The organism is Thalassospira marina (assembly GCF_002844375.1).
In the GTDB taxonomy this organism is placed as follows: domain Bacteria; phylum Pseudomonadota; class Alphaproteobacteria; order Rhodospirillales; family Thalassospiraceae; genus Thalassospira; species Thalassospira marina.
Map to the genome: position 1 here is coordinate 2,898,701 of NZ_CP024199.1, position 12,367 is coordinate 2,911,067.

Sequence of the window (12,367 nt, forward strand, 5' to 3'; positions counted from 1 at the left end):
GATCAGCCCATGCCGCCACATCCCAACCCCGCAATGGCCCCAGCCCGCCTGACACCCGGTGATTTCCGCCAAATCGCCAGCCGCCTGCCACGCCCGGCACAAGGGGCAGGCCAATTGCAGGTGCCAGGCAACGCAAAGCCGGGTGAAGCAGCCCCAACACAGCCAGGCCGGGTTGAAATTCACGGGCTGTCACGTTTGGGCAAGCTGATCTTTCGGCAAACCGAAACTCTGCAGGATTACATTGCCGATTTCCCCGCCATTGCCTATCTGATCGATGGCAGCAAGGCGGTTGGCACAAGTGCCGATGCCCCGCTTGATGAAACCATGCTGCCCGGCCAGGTATTGCTGATCCCGGCAGGATTACCGCTAAGTGTCGTGAATTACCCCGACCTTAAAAGCGGCCAATATTGCGCACTGGTGCTGGAATTTTCCCCGGACCTGATTGTGCGCTTTACCGCAGCCTACCCGGAAATTCGCGAGTTGATGGCGTCATCCCCGATATCGGGCCCTTCCGGCCTTGTTTTTACCCCGCAAGATGACCTGCTGCGATCCATGATGGCCGTAATGTCCCTGCTTAGCACAGCCGGTGAAAACCACGACCGCGCCCTGATCCGTCATCGTTTGATGGAAGTTCTGCTCCTTCTCGCAAAGGCCGGGCAGGCCGGGCCGCTTTTGCTGCCCATTGCCTCGCCCGATATGAAAGAACGGCTTTGCGCCCTGTTTCGCCTTGCCCCAGCCCGCAAATGGCAAAAAACGCAGCTTGCACATCACCTTGGCACCAGCCCCTCGTCCCTCGACCGGCAGTTAAAACAGGCAGGCACCAGTTTCCGTGCCCTTCTTGAAAGCGAACGCATGGCCTATGCCGCCCGGCTGCTGGGCCATTCGCATAAGGCAATTGCGCAAAACAGCAATCATGCCAATACGCCAGAAACGCATCACAGCATTGGCAAACCAGCCCGGCTATTGGCAGTGTCCGACATTGCCTTTATGTGCGGCTATCAATCGCAATCGGCCTTTGCCCGTGCCTTCACCCGCCATTTTGGCTACAGCCCGACGCAATCGGCACTAAACATGGTGTGATCGGCACAGCCGACAATCCCTGCCTGCACTAGCCTTGCCTGATCAATGACCGATCAGGCAGGAGCCCCCCATGAATTACAAATTCACAAACACCACCCGCCATTTTGCGAAAAACGGCACGTCCATCGCCCGCTTTGGTGCCCGCACCCTGGCAGTTGCCGGGGTCATGCTGGCAGGCATCACACCATCTTTCGCGCTGGAACTGCACAGCAGCGATTTTGCCCCAAACGGCACCCTCGCCCAACAGCAGGTATTTAATGGCTTTGGCTGCACTGGCGAAAATATCTCGCCCACGCTGGAATGGTCCGATGTGCCCGACGGCACCCAAAGCTTTGCCCTGATGGTCCATGACCCGGCCGCACCAACCGGCAGTGGCTGGTGGCACTGGGTTGTAATTGATATCCCCGCATCAATGCGCAGCCTGCCGCAAAATGCTGGTGCCGTGGCCTCAACCGCAACAATGGCGAATGACAGCAAAGGCACGGTGGGCAGTATGGGCGCAATGCGCCAGTTAAAAACCGATTTTGGCCAGCCCGGTTATGGCGGTCCCTGCCCGCCCCTTGGCGATGCGCCGCATCCCTATAACTTCACCCTGTTTGCACTTGATGTGCCAAAAATCGATGTGGATGACACGGCCAGCGCCGCACTGGTCGGCTATATGGTGCATGGACATACCATTGCCAGCACAACACTGACCGGTCTTTATGGCCGCAAGGCACAATAAGCAGCATAGGGCACCATGATAGGGCAGGTGGTGGCATATCGCGTCCGCCTGCCCGTCACCTGCCCTTTGCCTACCCCTCGCCCGCCCATAAAAACCCGGTTGAACAAAGCATATGGTTGCGCCACGCGGGCGGGCCGCGTAAACAGGGCAAAGATCAATTCTGTCATCTGTTGCCCGCCGGAGCCCTGCAATGTCAGCCCAAGCCAATCGCACTGCCAACCCCGAAGAAATTTCGCGTTTTTCCGCCATGGCGGACGAATGGTGGAACCCGGAAGGCGTGATGAAGCCGCTGCATAAATTCAACCCGGTGCGCCTGCAATTGCTGCGCGATCATATCGCTGCGCATTTTGGCCGCGATGCCAGCGACATCAACCTGCTTTCAGGCCTTGATATTGTCGATGTTGGCTGTGGTGCCGGCCTTTTGTCCGAACCCATGGCGCGCCTTGGTGCGAATATGACTGCACTCGACGCTGCGGAAAACAACATCAATGTCGCCCGCGTCCATGCCGAACAGGGCGGCCTTACCATTGATTACCGTCTGGGCACGCCGGAATCCATCGTCGATGAAGGCCGCCAGTTTGACGTGGTTCTCAATATGGAAGTCATCGAACATGTCGATGACCCGGCCTTTTTCATGCAGGCCTGCACCGCGTTGCTCAAACCGGGCGGGATCATGTTTATCGCGACCCTTAACCGCACCCTGAAATCGCTGGCACTGGCGAAAATTGGCGCGGAATATGTCCTGCGCTGGGTCCCGGCCGGAACACATGACTGGCGCAAATTCGTCAAACCGTCCGAACTATCGCGTTACATCCGCGAATGTGGCCTGCAACTGACCGATATTACCGGCATTGCCTATAATCCCATTCAGGACAAATGGCTGCCTGCGCCGCGTGATCTTGATATCAACTATCTGGCAATGGCCGTTAAACCCGCCCAGGACTGATTTTCAAAATTTCGCAGGCGCGCGCCATGACCATTCCGCATCTTGAAACCGAACGCCTGGTGCTTGAACCCTTTGGAAGTGCCGAACATATCCAGGCTTGGTGCGAAATGGATATGGATGCCGAGGTTATGCGCCATATCCGCCCGCCCAGCCCGGATTTGGAATTTGCCCGCAAACGCCTGCAGGATGCCGAAACCGGCGGCCCCGCCATTGTGGGCAATTGGGGCATTCGCGAAAAAGCAGGCAACACGATTGTCGGGCGCGGCCTGCTGCGCTGGCTGGCCGATGAAAGTGCCGTTGAAATCGGTTATCGCCTGTCACGCGCCAGTTGGGGCAAGGGTTATGCCACCGAACTGGCACTGGCGATTGTCGATTATTCCTTTGCCACCCTGTCCCTGCCCGCCATTTGCGGGGTTTATCAGCAAGGCAATATTGGTTCGCGCAAGGTTCTGGAAAAATGCGGCATGGTTGATGCGGGCACCACATCAACACATGGCAACAGCGCCAAACCAATGATGATGATCACCCGTGATCAATGGCTGGCGGACAAGGCATAACCCCGGCCTTTCAATTACAAACGGCCAACTGTCTATCACCTTCGCCTGCCAACAAACCCGTCAGGAAACGCTCATGTCAGACCTTCAACCCCGCCTGATCACCGATCGCCTGATTCTGGAACCCTTTGGCGAAGATCACATCCCGACATTGGCCCATGCCGATATGGATGAACGGGTAATGCGCTATATCCGCGCACCCAGCCCCGATTACGCATCGGCCGAGGCCCGCATTCGCCAAATCCTGATGCAGGATGACGGGGTTTTGGGCATTTGGGGTGTGCGCCTGCGCGAAAATAACGACGTAATCGGCCTTGGCATCCTGCGTCCGCTTCCCGATAAAAGCGATATCGAAGTCGGCTATCGCCTGACCGTGCCACATTGGGGCAAGGGATTTGCCACCGAAATCGCCCGCTGCCTGATCAATTACGGGTTCGGCACCCTTAAACTGCCCACCATTACCGCGACCTTTGACGCCGAAAATGGCGCGTCACGCCGTGTACTCGCCAAATGCGGCCTGCGCGATGATGGCATCACCACCGCCTACAGCCCCGATGGCACACCGCTGGTGCGCATCAACCTTGCAGACTGGCAGGCGAAAAACGGCAAAGAATAATCTTCCGCGCACAAATGCCGGGCAGGCGCACCAAAACCTACTGCACCAGCACCTGGTTGCGACCGGCACGTTTGGCCTCATACATCATTTCGTCAGCTTCCAGAATCAGTTGATCCAGGCTGGACGATGATGCCATTTCACGGCTGATCATCCCCGCACTGATGGTGATGGAAATGGTGCGCGCATTGTCATCCCGGCCCTGTCTGACATCGGCCTTTTCAACTGCCTGGCGGATCTGCTGGGCAATATTATTGGCGTCATCGGCCTTGATGTCGGGCAATAACAGGGCAAATTCCTCGCCCCCCAACCTTCCAACCAGATCATTGCCACGCAAATGCGCCCGAATGATTTCAGCCACCTTTGCCAGCACGTGATCGCCCATCGCATGACCATAGGTATCGTTGATCTGTTTGAAATGGTCGATATCGATTACGATGATTGTCAGGCTGCCATGCCGTTCGGCCAGTTGCGATACCAGCGCATTTCCCAGATTAACAAATGCCCGGCGCGATAAAAGCCCGGTTAAAAAATCATGCTGGGCGGCATGGGCCAGTTGTTCCATCAGGGCACTGCGCGCCACATTGATGCTGGCGACCGTTAACGGCCCAATTGCCAGAAGCGCAATGCCCAACCGCGTTGAAACCACCCCCGAATAGGCATCCATATTGGCAGGCAGGCTATCAAGCAGGTTAAATTCCAGCACAAAAATCAGCGCCTGTGACACCAGAAAAACGATAAAGGCCGTAACCTGCAACGGATAAACCAGCGCACACCATAAAAGGGCAGGCACCGGGAACACAATGGCACCTGGCCCGCCCACAACCTGCACCAGCGCCAGGCTGAATACCAGTGCCGCGACCGGCGCATAGGGTTTAAGCTTTTCCAGACCAAAGGAAAATTCCCGGCAAAACTGCGCAATCTGTTTTAACGGTTCGCGGCAGCAGGTGATCGTCAGGGTAAAAGGCAGGATCACGACATAATTGGCAAATTCCGCGCTGAACCAGAACAGAAATGCCGTGACCGGTTCGTTGCCAAAGGCCAGCGTTGAAACAACCGCGCCAACGGCACCCGATGTTCCCGCCGTCAGCAGGCTGATGACACACAAATTGCGAATGGAAAGCGGGCGCCGCAAATTGATATCTTCACCCGAAAGCTGGCGCAGCAATGTCACGCCAACAGCAACACCCGAAAGGTTCGCCACCGTCAACGCCACGGAAACCACCAGCAAACTGCCCGTAACCAGATCAGCCGCAACAAAGCCGATCACAGCCCCCAGCCACCCTGCCGGATTATGAAGCCTTTGATTGCGCACCAGAAGCGCCGTTAACATGGCATTGGCGGGCCATAACGCCGCCAGCATGTTTTCTGGCCGGGTTAAAATACCAAAAAGCGACAGGACAAAAACAAATGCACCAACGATGCTCACCGCTGATACCAAAGACGCGATTGAAGGTTTATCTGCGCGCGTCCCGGAAGACGAATTCATTTCCCGCACCAAAAGCCCCCGACATTCCCCCGCCATCCAAAAGCGGGCCTACCCCAAGAAACACCGTTTTATAAAGGGTTTCGCCGCCGCGCCTGATATATCCTGGCACGTTTGTTCTGACGAAACCTGTCATTAAGCAGCCAATATCAAGGCCAGGGCCCTTTTGCCCGACACAAGGGCACGGGGCCAGACAGCCCCAATATGATATTACCCGCCCCGACATTAAACATGACCAGCCCCGCGATCCAAGCGCTTTGCCCGCCCAAAACCGAAATTTGCAGGATCGTTGCTACCACCAGCGCGGCCCCATCATCGCAACACCGCAACAGGCGAGCAATCAATGGGCAACTATCCCGCCCCGCAAGGCATAAAGCCCAACCGAAAACGGCAGTGGCAAAAGCAAACATCAGGCCCGCAAATCGGCACGGCCCGGCAAACTGCTCAAACCGGCAGCGAAAAGACAGTGACAATTCAATGTCAGGCTGAATTCAGTTCTTTTTGGTTTTGTCTCCGGCCCACGGCAGGGCATGCACATCAATGCCCTCATCGACCAGCTCGGCGGCTTCCTTGACGGTGGCTTCGCCGTAAATGCCGCGTTTTTCCGTTTCACCATAATGGATCTTGCGGGCTTCCTCGGCAAAGCCGGTGCCAACATTTTCGCAATTGGTTTCAACCTGGCGACGCAGTTCGCTTAATGCCTTGTGGGTGGCTTCGGCAATGGCGGCCTTTTTGCGGTTTTCCTCGGCGGTTTCCTTTTGCCGCGATGTTCTTAACCGGGGCGCCATCAACGCCTTGCCAACCTTGTCCGAGCCGCACATCGGACAGGAAAGTTCCCCACCCGAAGATTGCTCCTCATAGGCGGCACTGTCGCGAAACCAGCCTTCAAATTCATGGTCATGGTTACATTTTAACTGAAACAGAATCATGATCGCGTTTGGTCAGGTCGTGTTAAACATCTGTGACGAAATAGGGTCCTACCGGATATATGGCGATTTTATCCAAAAAGACCAGCACTACCGTATGGCTCCCCCGGCATTTCGACATAAAATAATGAAAATGCATCCATGTTCGGGCCGGCCACCAACCGGTTTGGCCGCACAGCATATGTTAAAACCCCACAATTGGCGCAAGTGACAGTTACAAACATATCCCCATCATTCACCCGGAGCGCTGGCTGTGCCCGGCACGACACCCGAAAAATTCAAAGCTGCCAGACCAACCCCACCGCAAACATTTATCCCCCGCGCCACCACCCTTAATCTGCATGAAAAATGCCCAAAACGGCAACATTTACAGGTTAAAATTAATCGTCTTTTCAATGTGATATGGCAAAAAATTTGACCAATTCAATTTGAATAATCACGAAATCCATTGTCACCATGCAATAACCGTTCTGTCACAGAACTGTTGCACACTGTTTCTATAATCCCGACGCGAATAAAGGGGGAAGACATCTCCCTTTCATGTTTCACAAAGGGGGTTATTTGATGAAACGCATTCTTTGGGCCACCGCCCTTGCCAGCACCATGTGCTCGACCGCAGCTTTCGCCGCAGACAAACTGCCGCAGGCTGAAAATCCTTACTACACCAAGGCACAGCAGGAACTGCAGCTGAAGCTGGCTGACAAGCCCAATACCAACAAAGCGAAAAACATCATCCTGTTTGTTGGCGATGGCATGAGCATCCCGACCGTCACCGCAGCGCGCATTTTTGAAGGCCAGCTGCGCGGTGTCGACGGCGAAAGCAACAGCCTGGTATTTGGTCAGTTCCCGAACGTGGCCCTGTCCAAAACCTACACCAACGACGCCCAGATCGCCGATTCCGCACCGACCGCATCCGCCATGATGAGCGGCGTTAAATCAAACAACGGCACCATTGGTGTTTCGGGCGATGTTGCGCGCAATGACTGTGCCGCACAGCTTAAAATGCCGACCACCTCGCTTGCTGAACGCGCTGAACTGCTTGGCATGTCGACCGGTATCGTCTCGACCGCCCGCCTGACCCACGCCACCCCGGCTTCGGTTTATTCCCACACGTCCAACCGCGACTGGGAAAGCAATGCCGAACTGCCTGAAGACGCCGTAAAAGGCGGCTGCAAAGACATTGCCAGCCAGCTTGTTGAATGGCCGGCAGGCGACGGTTTTGAAGTTGCCTTCGGTGGTGGTCGTCGCATGTTCATCGACAAAACCATGGAAGACCCGGAAGACAAGGGCAAAACCGGCCAGCGTACCGATGGTCGTGACCTGACCGCCGAATGGGTCAAACGTTATGGCAATGAAGGTGCCTTCATCTGGAATGAAGAACAGTTCAAAGCCATCGACCCGGCGAAAACCAAACACGTCCTTGCCCTGTTTGACCGTTCGCACATGGAATACGAAACCGACCGCACCAAAGATGCCGGTGGCGAACCGAGCCTGGCCGAAATGACCAGCAAAGCCATCGACATGCTGTCGCAGAACGACAAGGGTTTCTTCCTGATGGTTGAAGCCGGTCGTATCGACCATGCCCATCACGAAGGCAATGCCTACCGTGCCCTGATGGACACCGTCGCCCTGAACGACGCGGTTAAAATGGCAATGTCGAAGGTCAAAACCGAAGACACCCTGATCATCGTTACCGCCGACCACAGCCACACCATGACCATTTCCGGTTATGCATCGCGCGGCAACCCGATCCTTGGTCTGTCCGAAGAAAAGGGTGACGACGGCAAGCCTTACACCACCCTTGGCTACATGAACGGCCCGGGTGCCCTGAAAGACGAACTGCGCACCGACCTGACCAATGTCAACACCCAGGACCCGGACTTCCTGCAGCAGGCACTGGTCCCGATGAGCAGCGAAACCCATGCGGGTGACGACGTTGCCATCTTCGCAACCGGCCCGTCGGCTTATCTGTTCCACGGTGTGGTCGAGCAGAACTTCATCTATCACGTGATGGATTACGCTGCCGAAATCGAAGGCCAGCTGGCGAAATAATCCCGCCACGGCACATCAATGTCGAGCCGGCCGCATGCATTCGTCTGCGGCCGGCTTTCTGCTTTGAAGGAGTTCCCATGCGAATTGACCGTCGCCATTTTCTTGCCGGCAGTGCTGCCCTGATCGGACTTGCATCAACGGGCATTCTGGCCCCGGCGCGCGCAGCTGAAAGCCTTAAAATTCGCGATATCTATAAAACCCAGGACGAGTTCTCCCAAAGGGCGCGTGACCTTGTGGGCAAGCGCATCGAAATCCCCGGTTTTATGGCGCCTCCACTCAAGGCTGATGCGAATTTCTTTGTTCTGACCAAACGCCCTATGTCCGTTTGCCCGTTTTGCGAAACCAGTGCGGACTGGCCGATTGATATTGTTTTCGTGCGTATGCGCGAAAAGCTCGAAGCCGTGCGCTTTAACCGCCCCATCATGACCACGGGTGTTCTTGAACTTGGTGTCGCCAAGGATGAAGAAACCGGCTTTGTCAGCATGGTCCGTCTGGTTGATGCCGATTTTGAACTGGTCTGACATGGCACATTCAAATCCCCCAAGCCCCAAAACCGGTGCAAGCCCTGCCCTGGAAATCAACCAGCTTTCGCTGCGCTTTGCCCGGCAGGCATCGCCCATATTAACCCTGCCCTTTCTTGCCGTTGAACCGGGCACCATTCTGGGGGTGGCCGGGCCGTCGGGCTCTGGCAAATCATCGCTGCTTTATTTGCTGACCGGGCTGCTGCGCCCCAGCAAGGGTTCCATTCATTGGGGCGCCACCGACCTTACCGCCCTGTCCGAAGGGGCCTGTGATGCCTGGCGCCGTAAATATGTTGGTTTCATTTTTCAGGATTTTCACCTGATTGGTGAATTGTCCCCGCTGGAAAATGTGTTGTTGCCCGCCGGTTTTCACGGCTGGCACACACCGGCAAGCCTGCGCAAACATGCTGCCAGCCTTCTGGATCTTGTTGGTGTACCGGCCAACCGCCGATCCGTTGCCGATCTGTCGCGCGGGGAACAGCAGCGCGTTGCCATCGCGCGCGCCCTTCTGTTTGATCCGCCCATTTTGCTGGCCGATGAACCCACCGCCAGCCTTGATAATGCCGCTGCCGAAAACTGCGCCGATATCCTGTTTGCCAATGCACGCGAAAACAACCGCACGCTGATCATTGTCAGCCATGATCACACCGTCATTGATCGCTGCCCGCGTGTCCTGCAATTCGACAAGGGCCACCTTCTGACTGAAAACGAGGCCGCATGAACCCGTTTCCCATTGTTTTTGCCAGCCTGCGCCGGCACTGGGTGATGAACCTGCTCTTTATCGCCCTTATTGCCGTGGCCGTGGCAATTGGTGTCGGCATTACCGCCCAGGAACGCGCCCTTCGCCAGGGCAGCGCACATGCCGCCGACAAGTTTGATATTCTTGTCGCAGCACCAGGCAGCCAGACCGACATTGTGATGAACACGGTCTTTTTGCGCCCCTCGGCGGTCAACCTGCTGGAAGGGCCGGTATGGTCGAAACTGCTTGATGATGACCGGGTTGATTTTGCCGCCCCGCTGGCCTTTGGTGATTCCTGGCAGGATCACAGCATCGTTGGCTCAACCGCGCAATTTATCGATTATCTTTCTGGTGGCCTGAAAGACGGTGCCATGTTTGCCGACCACGAAGAAGCCGTCATCGGCGTTGCCGTGCCGCTTGAAATTGGCGACAGTTTTGAACCTGCCCACGGACACGGGATCGAAGCCGAAGAACACCACCATCACGGTGTTAACATTCGCGTGGTTGGCCGCATGCATGCCACCGGCACCCCGTGGGACAGCGCCATCATCGTGCCCGTCGAACAGGTTTGGGAAGTCCATTCCCTTTCTGCGGGGCACGCCGAAGAAGACGCCCACGACGATGATGACGAAGACCACGATCACGATGCCGCAGGTGTTACGGAAGATCATGATCACGACCACGAAGACGCAGATCATGATGAAGATGGCGATGGCGATGGCGACGCACATGATCATGAAAATGACGCGGATCACGCCGATCATGACCATACCGTAAAGCTTGGCCCGCCCTTTGACGGGGTTGATCTACCCGGTGTTCCGGCAATGGTTGTGCATCCCAAAACCATTGCCGGTGCCTATAGCCTGCGTTCAAGCTATCGCACCGATCACAGCACGGCCTTTTTCCCGGCCGAAGTGCTGGTGGAAATGTATCAGTTACTGGGTAATGCCGGTACGGTCATGCGCTGGATGGCACTGGGCACCCAGGCATTGGTGGTTGCCGCCATTCTGGCCGCCGTCTTGGCGCTCATGCAAATTTACCGCAAACAGTTTGCCGTCCTGCGCGCCCTAGGCGCACCACGGTCCTATATTTTCGGTTCGATCTGGCTTTATGTCGCAACGCTGGTGGTATTTGGGGCCGCCATCGGGCTGGGGCTGGGCTGGGCCGTTGCACAGGCGGTTTCGCAGGTCTTCACCGCCGAAACCGGCATGGCCATGCGCGCCACCATCGCAACACCGGAACTGACCCTGGCAGCAGGCTTCATCCTGATCGGTTTTGCCCTGGCCCTGGTGCCCGCCTTCATGCTCTATCGCAAACCGGTGGTCGATGCACTGCGTGGCAGTTAACGCCTTTTGCCCTGCCGCCCAATCACGATTTACCCATAAAAAAGGACCGGCTTGAACCCCGGTCCTTTTTGCATTCTGGTGATAAATCCGTGCGTTACGTTAACCCGCCGGGCTATAGGGATGATCATTGCGCAAGGATGGCACCATCGCGCGCACTTCATTGACACGTTCCAGGTCGATCTCGGCGGTGATAAAGCCCGGTTCGGCACCGCCATCGGCCAGGACAACGCCCCACGGGTCAATGATCAGGGAATGGCCAAATGTCTGCCGGTCGCCGGGATGGTCGCCACACTGGGCCGCCGCAATAACAAAACAGCCGGTTTCAATGGCACGCGCACGCAACAATGTATGCCAGTGCGCCTGCCCGGTTGTGCGGGTAAAGGCTGCAGGCACCGTCAAAACCGTCGCACCGGCTTTGGCATAATCACGAAACAGGTGAGGGAAACGCACATCATAACAAATCGCCAGGCCGATTTTGGCCTGTGCGGTTTCCACCAGCCGGGCAGCATCGCCGGGGCGGAAAGTTTTGCTTTCGCGATACGATTCCCCATTGGCAAGGTCCACATCAAACATGTGGATTTTATCGTACGACGTCATCACCTGCCCGTCCGGGCCAATCACATAACAGCGGTTGGCAACGCGGTCTTCGCCCGGCACGCTGACATGCAATGATCCCACAACCAGCGTGCTTTCAAGTTCAGCAGCCAAATCCCGGAAAAACGCCAGCGCCGGGTGGGCATCTTCGGCAAAGGCGGCGGCACGCACCTTTTCCCCGCCAAAGGACATCATCGACACATTTTCGGGAAAACTGATCAGCCGGGCACCGGCAGCATGGGCATCGCGGGCATAAATTGCGGCACGCGCCAGATTGTCATCCATGTTATCGCGGCTATTTACCTGCACACAGGCAGCAATAAAACGGGTCATGGTCGTTTCTCCTTTTCCGGCCAGCCGGTGACGTTATTTTTCTAACCTATGCCGCCCGCGAACCGGGTGAAAGCCAAAAAACAAAAAGGGCGGCCCGCCCGATGCGAAACCGCCCTTCTTCTCGCCTTCAGCTACGTCCTGCAATCAGGCCGAAATCAGCGGATCAAGCCCACCCTTGGCATTTAACGCCATCAGGTCATCGCAGCCGCCAATATGTTCGCCATCAATAAAAATCTGCGGAACACTGGTACGGCCACCGGCGCGATCCATCATTTCTTTTTTGCGGCGCGGCTCCATCATCACATCGATGACTTCATATTCCGCGTGCTTTTCATCCAGAAGCTTGCGGGCGCGCTTGCAATAGGGGCACCAGTCGGTTGCGTAAACTTCGATTTTCGCCATGTCTTCAATTCCTTTTATTTCGGGCTCCTGACCCGGAATATCCATGTGTTA

13 protein-coding genes are annotated in these 12,367 nt (G+C 56.3%); 9 read left to right on the top strand and 4 right to left on the bottom strand.

The genetic code is table 11. The features are described from left to right. Positions 1-9 precede the first annotated feature (9 nt). The 5 genes from CSC3H3_RS13190 (at position 10) to CSC3H3_RS13210 (ending at position 3,920) form a co-directional block, all read left to right on the top strand. Positions 10-1,080 carry an AraC family transcriptional regulator gene (locus CSC3H3_RS13190; protein ID WP_101285122.1) on the top strand — a complete coding sequence of 357 codons (1,071 nt, stop codon included), beginning with the start codon at positions 10-12 and terminating at the stop codon, positions 1,078-1,080. A gap of 70 nt (positions 1,081-1,150) precedes the next feature. Next, on the top strand, positions 1,151-1,804 hold the full coding sequence (locus CSC3H3_RS13195) for a YbhB/YbcL family Raf kinase inhibitor-like protein (RefSeq protein WP_245881117.1): 654 nt from the start codon (positions 1,151-1,153) through the stop codon (positions 1,802-1,804). A gap of 190 nt (positions 1,805-1,994) precedes the next feature. Continuing rightward, positions 1,995-2,750 (top strand): bifunctional 2-polyprenyl-6-hydroxyphenol methylase/3-demethylubiquinol 3-O-methyltransferase UbiG, encoded by a 756-nt coding sequence (gene ubiG, locus CSC3H3_RS13200; protein ID WP_101268184.1) that lies wholly within the window; start codon positions 1,995-1,997, stop codon positions 2,748-2,750. Positions 2,751-2,776: 26 nt separating this feature from the next. After that, entirely contained in the window at positions 2,777-3,307 is a 531-nt protein-coding gene (locus tag CSC3H3_RS13205) for a GNAT family N-acetyltransferase (protein ID WP_101285123.1), read from the top strand. Positions 3,308-3,380: 73 nt separating this feature from the next. Next, positions 3,381-3,920: a GNAT family N-acetyltransferase gene (locus CSC3H3_RS13210; protein ID WP_101285124.1), complete on the top strand. Its 540-nt coding sequence runs from the start codon at positions 3,381-3,383 to the stop codon at positions 3,918-3,920. A gap of 37 nt (positions 3,921-3,957) precedes the next feature. Here CSC3H3_RS13210 and CSC3H3_RS13215 read toward each other — a convergent pair whose 3' ends face one another. Beyond that, positions 3,958-5,346: a GGDEF domain-containing protein gene (locus CSC3H3_RS13215; protein ID WP_157831894.1), complete on the bottom strand. Its 1,389-nt coding sequence runs from the start codon at positions 5,344-5,346 to the stop codon at positions 3,958-3,960. Positions 5,347-5,894: 548 nt separating this feature from the next. Beyond that, positions 5,895-6,332: a DUF1178 family protein gene (locus CSC3H3_RS13220; RefSeq protein WP_101285126.1), complete on the bottom strand. Its 438-nt coding sequence runs from the start codon at positions 6,330-6,332 to the stop codon at positions 5,895-5,897. A 561-nt stretch (positions 6,333-6,893) separates the two neighbouring features. Here CSC3H3_RS13220 and CSC3H3_RS13225 point away from each other — a divergent pair. The 4 genes from CSC3H3_RS13225 (at position 6,894) to CSC3H3_RS13240 (ending at position 10,987) form a co-directional block, all read left to right on the top strand. Beyond that, on the top strand, positions 6,894-8,381 hold the full coding sequence (locus CSC3H3_RS13225; RefSeq protein WP_101285127.1) for an alkaline phosphatase family protein: 1,488 nt from the start codon (positions 6,894-6,896) through the stop codon (positions 8,379-8,381). Positions 8,382-8,458: 77 nt separating this feature from the next. Then, positions 8,459-8,902 carry a hypothetical protein gene (locus tag CSC3H3_RS13230; protein ID WP_101268198.1) on the top strand — a complete coding sequence of 148 codons (444 nt, stop codon included), beginning with the start codon at positions 8,459-8,461 and terminating at the stop codon, positions 8,900-8,902. Between the two features lies 1 nt (position 8,903). Further along, positions 8,904-9,623 (top strand): ABC transporter ATP-binding protein, encoded by a 720-nt coding sequence (locus CSC3H3_RS13235; RefSeq protein ID WP_157831895.1) that lies wholly within the window; start codon positions 8,904-8,906, stop codon positions 9,621-9,623. After that, positions 9,620-10,987 (top strand): ABC transporter permease, encoded by a 1,368-nt coding sequence (locus tag CSC3H3_RS13240; RefSeq protein WP_101285129.1) that lies wholly within the window; start codon positions 9,620-9,622, stop codon positions 10,985-10,987. Before CSC3H3_RS13235 ends, CSC3H3_RS13240 begins: the two co-directional genes overlap by 4 nt. A gap of 99 nt (positions 10,988-11,086) precedes the next feature. On the opposite strand, the gene CSC3H3_RS13245 is transcribed toward CSC3H3_RS13240, so the two are convergent. Further along, complete coding sequence (locus tag CSC3H3_RS13245; protein ID WP_101285130.1) at positions 11,087-11,914, bottom strand: carbon-nitrogen hydrolase family protein; 828 nt, start codon at positions 11,912-11,914, stop codon at positions 11,087-11,089. A gap of 144 nt (positions 11,915-12,058) precedes the next feature. After that, entirely contained in the window at positions 12,059-12,316 is a 258-nt protein-coding gene (gene grxC, locus CSC3H3_RS13250; RefSeq protein WP_101268206.1) for a glutaredoxin 3, read from the bottom strand. Positions 12,317-12,367: the final 51 nt, after the last annotated feature.

Bases quoted from the DNA above. Each gene is read 5' to 3' on its own strand.
- CSC3H3_RS13190 (WP_101285122.1), top strand. From the start codon at position 10: ATGCCGCCACATCCCAACCCCGCAATGGCCCCAGCCCGCCTGACACCC.
- CSC3H3_RS13195 (WP_245881117.1), top strand. From the start codon at position 1,151: ATGAATTACAAATTCACAAACACCACCCGCCATTTTGCGAAAAACGGC.
- ubiG (WP_101268184.1), top strand. From the start codon at position 1,995: ATGTCAGCCCAAGCCAATCGCACTGCCAACCCCGAAGAAATTTCGCGT.
- CSC3H3_RS13205 (WP_101285123.1), top strand. From the start codon at position 2,777: ATGACCATTCCGCATCTTGAAACCGAACGCCTGGTGCTTGAACCCTTT.
- CSC3H3_RS13210 (WP_101285124.1), top strand. From the start codon at position 3,381: ATGTCAGACCTTCAACCCCGCCTGATCACCGATCGCCTGATTCTGGAA.
- CSC3H3_RS13220 (WP_101285126.1), bottom strand. From the start codon at position 6,332: ATGATTCTGTTTCAGTTAAAATGTAACCATGACCATGAATTTGAAGGC.
- CSC3H3_RS13225 (WP_101285127.1), top strand. From the start codon at position 6,894: ATGAAACGCATTCTTTGGGCCACCGCCCTTGCCAGCACCATGTGCTCG.
- CSC3H3_RS13230 (WP_101268198.1), top strand. From the start codon at position 8,459: ATGCGAATTGACCGTCGCCATTTTCTTGCCGGCAGTGCTGCCCTGATC.
- CSC3H3_RS13235 (WP_157831895.1), top strand. From the start codon at position 8,904: ATGGCACATTCAAATCCCCCAAGCCCCAAAACCGGTGCAAGCCCTGCC.
- CSC3H3_RS13240 (WP_101285129.1), top strand. From the start codon at position 9,620: ATGAACCCGTTTCCCATTGTTTTTGCCAGCCTGCGCCGGCACTGGGTG.
- CSC3H3_RS13245 (WP_101285130.1), bottom strand. From the start codon at position 11,914: ATGACCCGTTTTATTGCTGCCTGTGTGCAGGTAAATAGCCGCGATAAC.
- grxC (WP_101268206.1), bottom strand. From the start codon at position 12,316: ATGGCGAAAATCGAAGTTTACGCAACCGACTGGTGCCCCTATTGCAAG.